This is a genomic window from Rhizobacter sp. P5_C2 (assembly GCF_054049715.1).
Window position 1 is genome coordinate 1 of record NZ_JBFULV010000146.1, and the last position, 12,839, is coordinate 12,839.

Below are 12,839 nucleotides of genomic sequence, written 5' to 3' on the forward strand. Positions count from 1 at the left end.
CGTCGGCAGCGCGCACCAGCAGCGGCCCGCGTCCGGCAACGCCGGGCAACGGCCCGCGCCGCGACGGCGCCAAGCCGGCACCGCGCCTGACCCAGCCGAAGCGCTGAGGCGCTGAAATCACGGCTGTCTGACAGTTGCCGAGGGAGTCGGCACTCACAGACAGCCGGATTTGTATCCAGTTGTTCCGCACATCGCGGGGATCACGCCGACAGCGCCTGAGACCTGTCGCGTCTGGATACATGTCGAGCCGACATGGGGCGTACCGTCGACGCCCGCCCATTCGACTCGAGAGAACACCCCATGGACAGCACCTGGCACACGGCTTGGCAAGGGCCGGACATCGTCGTTTTTCATGACGATGCCGAAGTCGACCGCTTCAAGGCCGCCGACGTGCAGCGCGTGATCTTCGTGCAGCACGGCAGTGGCGAGCACCTCGGCGACCTGTCGTACTCGGTGGTGGAGCTGCCGGACGAGTTCCTGCTGCTGCCGGCGAACACCGGCTTTGCCGGCCGGGTGCACTTCGAGCGGCTGGCCTTCTGGGCCGAGAAGCGCTGCGTCTTCTGGGCGCATGAATCGCATGCCCCGCTGCCCGGGCGCCTGCGCCGCGGGCTGCGGCTGCTGAAACCCGCCTTGCCGATCTTCGGACGGGTGCCACGTGTCGACCTGGACGACTCGATCGCCCGCTGGACGCTGACCGGCCCGCAGACCTGGGACGAGCGCAAGTGGCAGCGGATCGCGTTGAGCCGGCCGTTCGCGACGGCGGTGGAGGCGGCGAAGCCGCGGCTGAGGGCCTGATCGCCGGCGCTTGAGGCGAAGCCCCTCGATCCGGCTCAGATCTTGAGCCGAATCGAAAGATTGTTGTACATTCGACATCAAATGTTGTTGAATGACCAACATGCAGAACAGCCAAGCACGGGACACGGGGGCATGAACACCGAGCTCATGTCCGAACTCCTCGGAGGCGCCGGCCGCTACAAGGCGCTGCGCTGTCTTTTCGAGCATCCCGACAAGGGCTACGGGCCTCGCGAACTGGCTGCCGAGACCGGCGTGGACCCTGGAAATCTCTCGCGCTGGCTTCGCCGCTGGGCCGACATCGGCCTGCTGGAGCGACGCACGGGAAGCCGGCAGACGCTGTACGCCGCGTCGATGAGCCCGACGCTCGCTCCGTTGCGCGCGCTGCTCCAACAGGACAACGAGGTCGTCCGCGTGCTTCGCGAACGTCTGGCCGAACTCGACGCCCCGGTCGTCGCCGCGGCCGTGTTCGGGTCCACGGCTCGAGGCGAAGCCCAGGCAGACAGCGACATCGACCTGCTGCTGGTGACCGATGCCTCCCGCCTTCAGGCCCAGGCGCACTTCAAGGCGGCTGGTCGCACGCTCGGACGCCCGGTCAATGTGCTGACCTTCACGGCGGACCAATGGGCCGAAGCGAAACGATCGGGAGACGAGTTCGTCGCAGAAGTCTTGCGCAATCCCGTCATCACACTCCAAGGAGCGTTGAATGCTGCGCAAGGCTGAGGACTTCTACAACGAGGGAAGCAAGGTGTTCCACAGAGCGCCTGTGAACCGCCAATCCATCCAGGGCTGGATCGGCATCAGCAAGGGCAAGATTGCCGACGCCCAGCGCCAGGAGAACTCCACGACGACCCGCCTGGGGGCCGCCTACGACGCCATCCTCAATCTCAGCCTGGCCATCCTGTCCTCGCGCGGCTGGCGTGCAGGCGGCGCGGAGGGACACCACGTGCAGACGCTCGAAGCAGCATGCGCCTACGCCGGTGTGACCCAGGCGGTCTTCGACCAGCTCGACGCCATTCGCGACCTGCGCAACAACCAGTACCAGGGCATCGAGCCCAGCGAAAGTGATGTGAAGCTTGCGTTGTCAGTCCTGGAGCGTCTGGTGCCTCAGTTGCTGCACCTGCTGTCCGCCTGACCCGCCCACAAAAAACCCGGCCTGAGCCGGGTTCCCTGTGCCTTTGGGCGCTGACGCCCGGAAAGCTGCCTGAATCTCAGGCGGCCTTCTTTTCAGCCTTCGCCTTCTTGGCCTTCTTGGTCGACTTCTTGGCGACCTTCTTGTCGGCAGCGGCCGGAGCCGCTTCCTTGGCAGCCGGGGCTGCAGCGGCCGGAGCCGAAGCAGCTTGGGCGAATGCGCCCAGCGAGAAGGTGGCGGCGATCAGCGCGGCGATGAGTTTGTTCATGGGGAGCTCCTTTGCAAAGGTCGAGCAACACGCTCCCGGGCACAACGGCAGCTTCAGCACCTTCGTTGACGAAAAGTCAGCGTTTATTTACGAATAGCTCGTGAGCGTGACATTCGTCAAGCCGCAGCACCGGTGTGGCGCAGCAATCGACCGGCTCCAGCAGCGCCCACCAGTCGGCCAGTGTTCGGGTTAACGCCAGGGCCGCCAGCGCATCGCGCAAGGCCAGCGACTCGGCGCTGCCCACCTGCAGCCCCAGCGACCAGTGCCGGCGCGACCACTCGGGTCGATCGAGCGCCGTGCACAGGCGCTGCCAGAACGGCAGCTCCAGCGCGCCGATCGCGAGGTGGCGGCCATCGGCCGTGCGGTAGACGCCGTAGCACGGCGCGCCGCCGGACAGCAGGTCGCGGCCCGGCACCGGAGCCTGCCCGGTCTGCGCGACCATCAGGTCGGCCAGCACCTGGTGGCGGCGCACTTCGTGCGTCATCGAGATGTCGACATGCCGCCCGCTGCCACCACGCTGCACCGCGAGCAAGGCGGCGAGGATGCCGGCCACCGCCGCCTGCGTGCCGCCCATCAGGTCGCCGATCTGGAAGTTCGGCGCGATCGGTTCGCCCTCGGCCGTGGCCAGCTGGTGCAGCACGCCGGCCATCGCGATGTAGTTGATGTCATGACCGGCCCGTTGCGCCCACGGCCCGGTCTGGCCATAGCCGCTGATCGAGCACATCACGAGCCGCGGGTTGCGCGCCGACAGCACCGGCCAGCCCAGCCCGAGCCGCTCCATCGCGCCGGGCCGGAAGCCTTCGATCAGCACATCGGCCCGCGCCACCTCGTCGAGCAGCACGGCGCGGTCGGCTGCGTCGCGCAGGTCCAGCGTGCGCAGCGACTTGCCTTCGTTCAGCCGGCGGAACATCAGCGCCGGCTCACCCGCCGCGCGCTCGGCATCGCTGCGCCACAGCTCGCGCGCACCATCTTGCTGGCCGGGCGGGCCCTCGATCTTCAGCACCTCGGCACCCAGGCGCTGCAGTTCCAGCGCCGCCAGCGGGCCGGGCAGCAGCCGCGCCAGGTCGACGACCTTCACGCCGTCGAGCGGCAACGGGTCCCGGATTGCGCTGCGCTCCATCCGGGCTACGACATCACTCGAATTTTCCTTCGCGCATCCATTTCGTCGCGACCCACTTCTCGCCTTCCAGCACCGGGGCACCGCCGTGCAGCGTGCGCGTCATCGGGTGCGGCCGGTCGTAGCTGAAGAACACCGCATTGCCCTTGACCGGCGCGACCTCCAGGTGCACGTCGGGGAAGGTGGTGGCACCGCCGCGCTTCGGCGAGTTCAGGTAGACCACCAGCGTGCCGACACGCTGGCCGCCGCGCTTCAGGATGGTCGGCGTGCCGGGCTGCGCCGGGTCGAAGTAGTCGTAGTGCGGCTTGTACTCGGCACCCGGCTGGTAGCGCAGGATCTGCAGGCCTTCGCCGTTGTCGAGCGGCCAGTTCAGCAGCTTCGCGATGCGCTCCTCGACGCGCGCGCAGATCGGGTTCTCGGCGCGGCCGAAGAACATGCCTTCGCTGGTGCGTGCGACGTTGACCTCGCTCGCGCCGGTGGTCGTGACGACCGTCTCGGAGCGGGCCAGCCGCTGGCGCGCCTGCGCGACGAGTTCGTCGCACTCGGCCTCGGTCATCAGCCCACCGAACACGACGACGCGCGGGTTGCGCATCGTCATCACGATCTTGACTTCATGGCCGTCGACCACGACCGAGCCCGGCGCATCGAGCAGGTCGGGCTCGGGCACTGGAACCGGTACCGGCAGGCCGTTGGCCTTGGCGTGGTCCTTCAGGAAGCCCTGCAGCGTGTTCTCGAGCGCATCGATCGCGACGTCTTCGGTCCAGCCGCTGTCGATCATGGACTTCAGGACGTCGTCCGGGCTGCGACCGGCCTTGGCCTGGTCGACGATCCATTGCCGCAGTTCGGGCGTGATGTTCTGCTTGGTCGTGCTGTTCATGGTGGGTTCAGCTCAAGTGGACTCGGCCTGCCCGCCCTCGGGCAGGCGGCGTCGAAAGACCAGCCGGTCGGGTTGCGACGCGGCAGGATCGAAACGGTAACCGTCGGCGTTGAATTTTTCCAGCCCCTTCGGCGTGGCCAGCCGCTTCTTGACGGCATGGCGGGCCATCAGCCCGCGGGCGCGCTTGGCAAAGAAGCTGATGACCTTGTACTGGCCGTTCTTCCAGTCCTCGAACACGCATTCGACGACCCGCGCCTTCAGCACCTTGCGGCGCACGGCGCGAAAGTACTCGTTCGACGCGAGGTTGACGACGACCGGGCTGGCATCGGCCGCGAGGCGCTCGTTCAGGTGCTCGGCCAGCGTGTCGCCCCAGTAGTCGTACAGCGTGGCGCCACGCGCCGTCGGCAGGGCCGTGCCCATCTCGAGCCGGTAGGGCTGCATGCGGTCGAGCGGGCGCAGCACGCCGTACAGGCCCGACAGGATGCACAGGTGGTCCTGGGCCCAGGCCAGGTCGGTGTCGCTCAGCGTCGGGGCCTTCAGGCCGTCGTAGACGTCGCCGTCGAACGCGAGCGCGGCCGGGCGGCTGTTGGCCTCGGTGAAGCGCGGGCTCCAGGCCGCATAGCGCTCGACGTTGAGCGTCGACAGCGATTCGGAGAGGTGCATCAGCGCCGCGATGTCGGCGACCGACTGCGTCTTCAATACCTTGATCAGCTCCGCCGAGCGGGGCAGGAAGGACGGCATCGTCGGCTCGTGCGCGGTGCGCAGCGGCGTGTCGTAGTCGAGGGTCTTGGCGGGCGAGAGCAGGAACAGCATGAAGCCGGTGCGAGGTGCGAAAGGAAAGACGGAAACCCCGAACTCTATCGAATCGGCGTGCAACATCTGGTTTCCAGGTGTGCCCGCGGCTTCAGGCGCATCAATGGAAATGAGCGGAAATCAGCGGAAATCGCGACTTCGTGCAATGAGGCCGCCCAGCAGCGGCGTGTGGTCGATCATCTTGACCGCCAGCAGGTGCATCACGTCGCCCTGCCGCTGCCACTGGCCGTAGACCGTCAGCAGCCGCGATCCGAGCAAGGCCTGGCGCTGGGTTTCGAACACGCGCGGCCAGACGATGATGTTGACGGCACCGGTCTCGTCTTCCAGCGTGACGAAGACCGTGCCCTTGGCGGTCTGCGGCCGCTGCCGGTGCGTGACCAGCCCGCTCGCGCGCGCCAGCCGCCCGTCGGGGTAGCCCCGCAGCACGGCCGCGGTCTGCACCTGGAAGGCCTCGAGCTGCGGGCGCAGCAGCGCGAGCGGGTGGCGCTTCAGCGTCAGCCCGAGCGCCTGGTAGTCGGCCAGCGTCTCGTCGGCCTCGGCCGGCGCGGGCAGCAGCAGCGCAGGCTCGTCGATGCGGGTGCGGCTCAGCATCGCGGTGGGCCGGGTGTCGACGCCGGCCACCGCCCAGGCCGCCTGGTGACGGTGGCCGCTCAGGCTGTGCAGCGCATCGGCCTGGGCCAGCGACTGCAGCTCGTGCGCATTCAGCCCGGCGCGGCGCGCCAGGTCTTCGGGGTTCGCGAAGGCGCCGTGCTCGCGGGCCGCGGCGATGCGCCGGCCCGCGGCCTCGGACAAGCCGCCGACGCGGTTCAGCCCCAGCCGCACCGGCCGCAGCCCGGCGCCGGACCCAGGCTCGTCCAGCGGCCACTCCAGCGTGCAGTCCCACTCGCTGCAATCCACGTCGACCGGCCGCACCTCGACGCCGTGCTCGCGCGCATCGCGCACCAGCTGCGCCGGGCCGTAGAAGCCCATCGGCTGGCTGTTCAGCAGCGCGGCCAGGAACGCATCGGGGTGGTGGCACTTGATCCAGCTGCTGTCGTAGGCGAGCAGCGCGAAGCCGGCCGCATGGCTCTCCGGGAAGCCGTATTCGCCGAAGCCCTCCATCTGCTTGAAGATGCGCTCGGCGTAATCGAGCTCGTAGCCGTTGGCGACCATGCGGCCGACCAGCCGCTCGTGGAACGGCCCCAGCCCGCCCTTGCGCTTCCAGGCGGCCATCGCGCGGCGCAGCTGGTCGGCCTCGCCCTGCGTGAAGTCGGCGGCCAGCATCGCGATCTGCATCACCTGCTCCTGGAAGATCGGCACGCCCTTCGTGCGTTCCAGCGCCGGCCAGAGCTTGCGAGGGCAGTCGATGTCCTCGATGCGCAGGTTGCGGTTCTTCAGGTAGGGGTGGACCATGCCGCCCTGGATCGGGCCGGGCCGCACGATCGCCACCTCGACCACCAGGTCGTAGTAGGTGCGTGGCTGCAGGCGCGGCAGCATGCTCATCTGCGCCCGGCTCTCGATCTGGAACACGCCGACGGTGTCGGCCTTGCAGATCATGTCGTAGGTGGGCGCGTCGCCCTCGGCGATGTCCTGCAGGCGGAATGCATGGCCCTGCTTGTGGCCGATGAACTCCAGCGCGCGGCGCAGCGCGCTCAGCATGCCGAGCGCGAGGATGTCGACCTTGATGAGCCCGAGCGCGTCGAGGTCGTCCTTGTCCCACTGCACGACGCTGCGGTCTTCCATCGCGGCGTTCTCGACCGGCACCAGCTGCTCGATCTGGTCGCGCGCGATCACGAAGCCGCCCGGGTGCTGGCTCAGGTGGCGCGGAAAGCCCACCAGCATGCCGGTCAGCTCGGCCCATTGCCGCACGACCATTGAATCGGGGTCGAAGCCGTTCTCACGCAGGCGATCGGCGCTGATGCCGCGGCCGTCGAACCACTGCTGGCTCTTCGAGAGCGCGTCGATGCGCTGCAGGTCGATGCCGAGCGCTCGGCCGACGTCGCGCACCGCGCTGCGCGGCCGGTAGCTGATGACGACCGCGGTGAGCGCCGCGCGGTGGCGGCCGTACTTGCGGTAGATGTACTGGATGACCTCTTCGCGGCGCTGGTGCTCGAAGTCGATGTCGATGTCGGGCGGCTCGTTGCGCTCGGCGCTGATGAAGCGGCCGAACAGCAGCGTGGCGCGCCCGGGATCGACCTCGGTCACCTCGAGGCAGTAGCAGACCACCGAGTTGGCCGCGCTGCCGCGCCCCTGGCACAGGATGTCGCGATCGCGCGCCCAGCGCACGATGTCGGCGACCGTCAGGAAGTAGGCCTCGTAGCCGAGCTGCTCGATCAGCGCGAGTTCGTCCTCGATCTGCTTCGCCCACTCCGGCTTCAGCCCGTTCGGAAAGCGTTTGGGCACGCCGGCATAGGTGAGCCGGCGCAGGTGGGCGATCGGCGTGCTGCCCTCGGGCACGACCTCGCGCGGGTACTCGTACTTCAGCTCGGCGAGCGAGAACGTGCATTGCGCGGCCAGCATCAGCGTGTTGTCGAGCCACTGTGCCTCGTAGAGGCCGGCCAGCCGGCCTCGCGAGCGCAGGTACTGCTCGGCGTTCGGTGCGAGCCGCAGCCCGCATTCGGTGAGCGGCAGCTTCAGCCGCGTCGCGGTCAGCGTGTCCTGCAGCGACTTGCGCGAACGCAGGTGCATCAGCACGTCGCCGGTCGCGACCACCGGCAGGCCGACCCGCCGGGCGATGTTCAGCACGGTGGCCAGCAGTTCTTCATCGCCGGGGCGGTGCAGGCGTTCGAGGGCCAGCGCGGCCCGGTCGTGGAACCAGGTCTTGAGCCACATCGCATGCGCGAACACCGTCTCGAACGGCTGCGACGCATCGGGCACCAGCAGCGCCAGGCAATCGGGCAGGCCGGCCAGCGTGGGGGCATCGGGCACGCCGCCTTCGAGGTCGGACGGGTGCGCGCGGTAATGCCCCTTGTCGGCGCGGCGCCGCGCGACGGTGATCCAGTGCGACAGGTTGCCGTAGCCGCGGCGCGTCTGCGCGAGCAGCACGAGCCGCGCATGCGGAGCGCCATCGGCGGGCAGCGTCAGCCGGATCTCGCTGCCGATGATCAGGTGCAGCTGGCGCCGTTGCGCCTCGACATGCGCGCGCACCACGCCGGACAGCGAGCATTCGTCGGTGATCGCGAGCGCCGCGTAGCCGAGGTCAGCGGCGCGGTTCACCAGCTCCTCGGGGTGCGAGGCACCGGTGAGAAAGCTGAAATTGCTGCGGCAGTGCAGCTCGGCGTAGGGCGGGAGCATCGGTAGAAACTGTATGTTCATACAGTATATGAACCTCCTGCCGGACTGCAAGCGCGTGGTGGACTCGCGGCAGAATCGCTGTCCGCCCGACGAGATCATCCGATGCCCCAGACCCCTCCCCTGCGGACGCTCCGCACGCTGTCCCTGTCGATCCTGACCGCGGCCGCATCGTTCGGCTGCGCCTACCCGCGCACGATTCACGTCTACGACGAGGAATGCCAGATCACGGCCCGCCAGATGGTGCTGGACACGACGCAGGTCATCAACGCGGACCGCGGCTGCACCGTGCTCGAGCGATGCGCCGGCCAGGCGGTGGCCGAAGCCGCGCTGCTGGCCGCCTCCACCGTGATCTCCGGCAGCATCGTCGTGGCCGGCAACGTCGTCTACTGGCTTGAGAAGAAGCGCGACTGCCGGCCGAAGCCGGCCGAGTCCGTCGCGCTCGACGACTGACGCGCCGGTGTGATCGCGTCGCCCTGATGACGCCGAACGGGTTCGAGAAGACCGGTTGCGTGGTGGTGCCCGCAGTGCTGCCGGCCGGCGACTGCGATGCCTTGGCAGACCTCGTCGAGGCGCTGGGGTCAGGCGGTGCCGGCACGCGCAGCCTGTTGTCGCAACCCTGGTGCGCAGCGCTGGCGCAGCGCCTGCGGCAGCACCGCGTCCTTTCGGGCCTGATGCCTGCCGGCCTCGTCGCCGTGCAGTGCACTTTCTTCGAGAAATCCGCGTCGCTCAACTGGCTGGTGCCGGTCCATCAGGATCTCGGGATCCCGGTCTCTGAACGCATCGATCATCCGGCCCTGCGCGCCTGGTCCGAGAAGGAAGGTGCGCTGTTCGTCCAGCCGCCCGTCGACTTTCTCGGTCAACTGATCGCCGTGCGCGTCCACCTGGATCCCTGCACTGCGCAGGACGGGCCGCTGCGAGTCATCCCCGGCACCCACCGCCTCGGGCACATCCGCGACGACGATGCCATCGCGCTGCGCACCCGCGGCCCTGAAATCACTCTCTGCGCCGCCAAGGGCGATGCCCTCGTGATACGCCCCTTGCTGCTGCACGCTTCGTCGAAGGCCACCGGCACCAGCCGCCGCCGGGTGCTGCACTTTCTGTTCGGGCCCACGCAGCCACCGCACGGCCTGCGGTGGCAACATGCGGCGTAGCCCACCGCCCGCCGAGACGCCGTAGACCATGTCAGATCCGACCACCGCGCCCTCTTCTTCCACCGTCAGCGACCTCGCCGCGCTCGAAGCGCTGTTCGGCCCGGTCGGCGAGGCGTCGATCCGCAAGGAGGTGGCCTCGCTGCACCCGGTGTACCGGCGCTGGCTCGAGGCCGCGCCGTTCGCGGTGCTCGCCACCAGCGGCCCGGCCGGGCTCGACGCCTCGCCGCGCGGCGACCCGGCCCCGCTCGTCACCGTGCAGGACGAGCACACGCTGCTGCTGCCCGAGCGGCGCGGCAACAACCGCATCGACAGCCTGCGCAACATCGTCGCCGATCCGCGCGTCGCGCTGCTGTTCATGATCCCCGGCGTCGGCGAGACGCTGCGCGTCAACGGCCGTGCCCACATCAGCGTCGACCCCGGCCTGCTGCAGCGGCTCGCGATGGACGGCACGCCGCCGAAGTGCGTGATCGTCGTGCGCATCGAGACCGTGCTGTTCCAGTGCGCCCGCGCGCTGCAGCGCTCGAAGCTGTGGGCGCCGCCCGCCGCGGACGCCCGCGGCGCGGTGCCGTCGGCCGGTGCGATGCTGGCCGCGCTCACCGATGCGGCGATCGATGGCGAGGCCTACGACCGCGAGCTGCCCGAGCGGCAGCGCACGACCTTGTATTGACTGCCGCACTGACGATGAGCACCCCGACGTCCACCTCGAATGCCTCGGTCGAGCTGCGCACCGAGCGGCTGCTGCTGCGCCCGCTGCGCGACGACGACGCCCCCGCGCTGCTGGCGATCTTCAGCGACCCCGAGACGATGCGCTACTGGAGCGCGCCGCCGTGGACCACCATCGGCCAGGCGCACGCGATGATCGAGCGCGACCGCCCCGCGATGGCCGCCGGCGAGCACCTGCGCCTCGGCATCGAAAAGATGGACGACGGCACCCTGATCGGCCTGTGCACGCTGTTCCACCTGAACGCCGCCTGCCGCCGCGCCGAGGTCGGCTACGTGCTCGCCCGGTCGGCCTGGGGTCACGGCCACATGAACGAGGCCTTGCGCGCGCTGCTGCGGCACGGCTTCACCGCGATGAACCTGAACCGCGTCGAGGCCGACATCGACCCGCGCAACCGCGGCTCGGCGGCCAGCCTCGAGCGGCTCGGCTTCACCCGCGAAGGCCACCTGCGCGAGCGCTGGATCGTCGGCGACGAGGTGTCTGACAGCTGGCTCTACGGCCTGCTGCGGCGCGAGTGGGACGCCCGGCAGGACCTGCAGCGATGAACGTGTCCGGAAACGGCCACCGCTGACACGCCACCGCTCCTACGCTGCCACTGTCAACAGGAGAACACGATGGCCTCGATCCGCAAGCAGATCTCGATCAACGTCCCGGCCCGGCAACTGTGGGATGCGGTGCGCGATGTCGGCGCGCTGCACACCCGCCTGGTCCCCGGCTTCGTCACCGATTGCCGGCTGGAGGACGGTGGCGGCGCCCGCGTCGTGACCTTCGCCAACGGCGTGGTGGCGCGCGAACTGATCGTCGACCTCGACGACGACGCGCGCCGGCTGGCGTGGAGCGCGGTCGGCGGCCGGCTCACGCACCACAACGCGTCGGTGCAGGTGTTCGACGAAGGCAGCGCCGCGTGCCGCCTCGTGTGGATCGCCGACCTGCTGCCGCACGCGATGGCCCCCGCGATCGCCGCGATGATCGAGCAGGGCCTGCAGGCGATGAAGAAGGCGCTGGAATCCGCCGCGGCCTCGGGTCAGAATGCGCCCTGAACGGCCCACCCGACTGAAAGGAAGACCTCGATGCTCTTCGACCACATCGGCTTCAACGTCAGCGATTTCGCCGCGATGCGCAGCTTCCTCGTCGCCTCGCTCGAACCGCTGGGCATCGGCATCACGAAGGAGGCCGACGGCTGGGCCATGGTCGGCCGCGCCGGTGAGGGCCAGTTCTGGTTCGGCTCGTTCAGCGCGCCGCCGGGGCCGATTCACATCGCCTTCGCGGCACAAGACCGCGAGCAGGTGCGCCGCTTCCACGCCGCCGCGCTGGCCGCGGGCGCGAAGGACAACGGCGCCCCCGGCCTGCGCCCGCAATACCACCCGAACTACTACGGCGCGTACGTGATCGGCCCGGACGGCCACAACTTCGAGGCCGTCTGCCACAGCCCTCAGCCGTAGGTCAGCACCCGAGGCTCAGGCCACGAACCGGCAGCTCGACGCCGGCGTGCGCGTGTCCATATTGCGGCCGCGGTTCAGGTGGTCGTCGATCTCCGCGGCGCAGCCGAGCATGCGCGGGTACAGGAAGATCGTGAACGCCGCCGTCTCGAGGTCGCGCTCGGCCACGTCGCCGCGCCGCAACCGCTTCCACAGCATCTTCAGCAGCAGCGACGCGATCACCGCATCGACATTGACGCAATAGACGTTGCGCGACACGCCGGCATCGAACAGCGCCTGCACCAGCGCGCGGTAGTACGCGTGGAACACGTTGTGCTCGCCGCGCTGCTCGAACAGCTGCGCGACGAAGACCTCGCGCGGGTCGTGGTTGACCGGCTTGTCCTTGAAGACCGGGTGGTTCACGCCCGGCAGCTTCGCGATGTCGGTGCTGCCGATGCTGCGGCGCTCGGCCTTGTAGCTCGCGTAGCGCTGCGCGGTGCGCCACGCAAGCGCCGCCAGGTCGATGCCGTGCTCCGGATCGCCCGGGTCGGTCAGGCGGGTGTCGCGGAACTGCTCGTTCAGGAACGCGATGCCCTCGTAGCCGTTGCCGCCGTGCGCGTAGCCGGTGTGCGTCAGAAAGCCCACCAGCGCCTTGTTCAGCTGCACGCGCTGCGCCGCCTCGGGTCCGTCGGCCGAGACCGCGCCCTTCGCGCCCTGCGCCGAGATCGCCCCCGGGCCGTTGGTCAGCAGCAGGCCGAACAAGGTCTGGAACACGAACAGGTCGTCGTCGACCGGCGGCAGCCCGATCAGCGCCGCGAACGTGGTCTCGGCGAGCGAACAGCGGCCGAGCAGCTGCGCGTCGTCGAAGCCGCAGAAGTGCCCGTCGTGGTGGCGCATGGCCGGGGCCGACGCACCGATCAGCGTGCCGAACAAGGCCATCCACCACGGCAGGCTCTCGGCCGTCACGCGCGACACGCGCTTGGCCATCAGCGGCGTCCAGGCCAGCGTCGTCGTGGTGGCGGCGAGCACCGCATCGGCCGTCGGATGGCCGGGCAGCGCACGCAGCCAGCGCAGCAGCGCCGATTTCGCCCCGCGTGCATCGAGCGCGGCGAGCAGCGCCTGGGCGCGTGCATCCGGCGCCGCGCCGACCAGGCCCTCGCAGCCGAGGATGTCGACCTTGCCGAGGTCGAAGCGCTCGTCCAGCGGGTCTTTCAGGCCGGCCGCGGCGAAGCGGTCGATCAGCAGCTTGGCCGCGTCGCGCGCGCCCTGCTGGCAAC

The 12,839-nt window shown here is 69.4% G+C and carries 15 protein-coding genes; 9 read left to right on the top strand and 6 right to left on the bottom strand.

The window, feature by feature from the left end; translation table 11 throughout:
• Nucleotides 1–300: 300 nt before the first annotated feature.
• The 3 genes from ACXJLU_RS30540 to ACXJLU_RS30550 all read left to right on the top strand — a co-directional run bounded on the left by ACXJLU_RS30540 (nucleotide 301) and on the right by ACXJLU_RS30550 (nucleotide 1,927).
• Nucleotides 301–795 (top strand): hypothetical protein, encoded by a 495-nt coding sequence (locus ACXJLU_RS30540; protein WP_457337526.1) that lies wholly within the window; start codon nucleotides 301–303, stop codon nucleotides 793–795.
• Nucleotides 796–927: 132 nt separating this feature from the next.
• Nucleotides 928–1,515, top strand: coding sequence for a nucleotidyltransferase domain-containing protein (locus ACXJLU_RS30545; RefSeq protein WP_457337528.1), 588 nt, complete (start codon nucleotides 928–930; stop codon nucleotides 1,513–1,515).
• Nucleotides 1,499–1,927, top strand: a complete 429-nt coding sequence (locus ACXJLU_RS30550) for a hypothetical protein (RefSeq protein ID WP_457337530.1) — start codon at nucleotides 1,499–1,501, stop codon at nucleotides 1,925–1,927. The genes ACXJLU_RS30545 and ACXJLU_RS30550 overlap by 17 nt, the downstream gene beginning before the upstream one ends.
• A 76-nt stretch (nucleotides 1,928–2,003) precedes the next feature.
• Here ACXJLU_RS30550 and ACXJLU_RS30555 read toward each other — a convergent pair whose 3' ends face one another.
• The 5 genes from ACXJLU_RS30555 to ACXJLU_RS30575 all read right to left on the bottom strand — a co-directional run bounded on the left by ACXJLU_RS30555 (nucleotide 2,004) and on the right by ACXJLU_RS30575 (nucleotide 8,272).
• Nucleotides 2,004–2,192 (bottom strand): hypothetical protein, encoded by a 189-nt coding sequence (locus ACXJLU_RS30555; RefSeq protein WP_073468365.1) that lies wholly within the window; start codon nucleotides 2,190–2,192, stop codon nucleotides 2,004–2,006.
• 76 nt (nucleotides 2,193–2,268) lie between these two features.
• Nucleotides 2,269–3,312, bottom strand: a complete 1,044-nt coding sequence (locus tag ACXJLU_RS30560) for a CaiB/BaiF CoA transferase family protein (RefSeq protein WP_457337531.1) — start codon at nucleotides 3,310–3,312, stop codon at nucleotides 2,269–2,271.
• Between the two features lie 13 nt (nucleotides 3,313–3,325).
• Nucleotides 3,326–4,186, bottom strand: coding sequence for a 2OG-Fe(II) oxygenase (locus ACXJLU_RS30565; RefSeq protein ID WP_457337532.1), 861 nt, complete (start codon nucleotides 4,184–4,186; stop codon nucleotides 3,326–3,328).
• Nucleotides 4,187–4,198: 12 nt separating this feature from the next.
• Nucleotides 4,199–4,999, bottom strand: coding sequence for a peroxide stress protein YaaA (yaaA, locus tag ACXJLU_RS30570; RefSeq protein WP_457337533.1), 801 nt, complete (start codon nucleotides 4,997–4,999; stop codon nucleotides 4,199–4,201).
• Nucleotides 5,000–5,119: 120 nt separating this feature from the next.
• The gene (locus ACXJLU_RS30575; protein ID WP_457337534.1) at nucleotides 5,120–8,272 is read right to left on the bottom strand and encodes an error-prone DNA polymerase; all 3,153 of its coding nucleotides are present in this window, start codon (nucleotides 8,270–8,272) and stop codon (nucleotides 5,120–5,122) included.
• Between the two features lie 102 nt (nucleotides 8,273–8,374).
• Here ACXJLU_RS30575 and ACXJLU_RS30580 point away from each other — a divergent pair, with 102 nt between their 5' ends.
• The 6 genes from ACXJLU_RS30580 (at nucleotide 8,375) to ACXJLU_RS30605 (ending at nucleotide 11,586) form a co-directional block, all read left to right on the top strand.
• Nucleotides 8,375–8,722, top strand: coding sequence for a hypothetical protein (locus ACXJLU_RS30580; protein ID WP_457337535.1), 348 nt, complete (start codon nucleotides 8,375–8,377; stop codon nucleotides 8,720–8,722).
• 26 nt (nucleotides 8,723–8,748) lie between these two features.
• The gene (locus ACXJLU_RS30585; RefSeq protein WP_457337536.1) at nucleotides 8,749–9,423 is read left to right on the top strand and encodes a phytanoyl-CoA dioxygenase family protein; all 675 of its coding nucleotides are present in this window, start codon (nucleotides 8,749–8,751) and stop codon (nucleotides 9,421–9,423) included.
• Nucleotides 9,424–9,451: 28 nt separating this feature from the next.
• Nucleotides 9,452–10,090, top strand: a complete 639-nt coding sequence (locus ACXJLU_RS30590; protein WP_457337537.1) for a pyridoxamine 5'-phosphate oxidase family protein — start codon at nucleotides 9,452–9,454, stop codon at nucleotides 10,088–10,090.
• Nucleotides 10,091–10,104: 14 nt separating this feature from the next.
• The gene (locus ACXJLU_RS30595; protein WP_457337538.1) at nucleotides 10,105–10,689 is read left to right on the top strand and encodes a GNAT family N-acetyltransferase; all 585 of its coding nucleotides are present in this window, start codon (nucleotides 10,105–10,107) and stop codon (nucleotides 10,687–10,689) included.
• Nucleotides 10,690–10,758: 69 nt separating this feature from the next.
• On the top strand, nucleotides 10,759–11,184 hold the full coding sequence (locus ACXJLU_RS30600; protein WP_457337539.1) for an SRPBCC family protein: 426 nt from the start codon (nucleotides 10,759–10,761) through the stop codon (nucleotides 11,182–11,184).
• 30 nt (nucleotides 11,185–11,214) lie between these two features.
• On the top strand, nucleotides 11,215–11,586 hold the full coding sequence (locus ACXJLU_RS30605) for a VOC family protein (RefSeq protein WP_457337540.1): 372 nt from the start codon (nucleotides 11,215–11,217) through the stop codon (nucleotides 11,584–11,586).
• A gap of 15 nt (nucleotides 11,587–11,601) precedes the next feature.
• On the opposite strand, the gene ACXJLU_RS30610 is transcribed toward ACXJLU_RS30605, so the two are convergent.
• The coding region (locus tag ACXJLU_RS30610) for a citrate synthase family protein (RefSeq protein WP_489742378.1) at nucleotides 11,602–12,839 on the bottom strand (1,238 nt) is incomplete at its 5' end.

What these genes read in the sequence shown, in the direction of transcription:
- yaaA (WP_457337533.1), bottom strand. Translation starts at nt 4,999, where the DNA reads ATGCTGTTCCTGCTCTCGCCCGCCAAGACCCTCGACTACGACACGCCG.
- ACXJLU_RS30585 (WP_457337536.1), top strand. Translation starts at nt 8,749, where the DNA reads ATGACGCCGAACGGGTTCGAGAAGACCGGTTGCGTGGTGGTGCCCGCA.
- ACXJLU_RS30590 (WP_457337537.1), top strand. Translation starts at nt 9,452, where the DNA reads ATGTCAGATCCGACCACCGCGCCCTCTTCTTCCACCGTCAGCGACCTC.
- ACXJLU_RS30555 (WP_073468365.1), bottom strand. Translation starts at nt 2,192, where the DNA reads ATGAACAAACTCATCGCCGCGCTGATCGCCGCCACCTTCTCGCTGGGC.
- ACXJLU_RS30595 (WP_457337538.1), top strand. Translation starts at nt 10,105, where the DNA reads ATGAGCACCCCGACGTCCACCTCGAATGCCTCGGTCGAGCTGCGCACC.
- ACXJLU_RS30550 (WP_457337530.1), top strand. Translation starts at nt 1,499, where the DNA reads ATGCTGCGCAAGGCTGAGGACTTCTACAACGAGGGAAGCAAGGTGTTC.
- ACXJLU_RS30540 (WP_457337526.1), top strand. Translation starts at nt 301, where the DNA reads ATGGACAGCACCTGGCACACGGCTTGGCAAGGGCCGGACATCGTCGTT.
- ACXJLU_RS30565 (WP_457337532.1), bottom strand. Translation starts at nt 4,186, where the DNA reads ATGAACAGCACGACCAAGCAGAACATCACGCCCGAACTGCGGCAATGG.
- ACXJLU_RS30600 (WP_457337539.1), top strand. Translation starts at nt 10,759, where the DNA reads ATGGCCTCGATCCGCAAGCAGATCTCGATCAACGTCCCGGCCCGGCAA.
- ACXJLU_RS30605 (WP_457337540.1), top strand. Translation starts at nt 11,215, where the DNA reads ATGCTCTTCGACCACATCGGCTTCAACGTCAGCGATTTCGCCGCGATG.
- ACXJLU_RS30545 (WP_457337528.1), top strand. Translation starts at nt 928, where the DNA reads ATGAACACCGAGCTCATGTCCGAACTCCTCGGAGGCGCCGGCCGCTAC.
- ACXJLU_RS30580 (WP_457337535.1), top strand. Translation starts at nt 8,375, where the DNA reads ATGCCCCAGACCCCTCCCCTGCGGACGCTCCGCACGCTGTCCCTGTCG.
- ACXJLU_RS30560 (WP_457337531.1), bottom strand. Translation starts at nt 3,312, where the DNA reads ATGGAGCGCAGCGCAATCCGGGACCCGTTGCCGCTCGACGGCGTGAAG.
- ACXJLU_RS30575 (WP_457337534.1), bottom strand. Translation starts at nt 8,272, where the DNA reads ATGCTCCCGCCCTACGCCGAGCTGCACTGCCGCAGCAATTTCAGCTTT.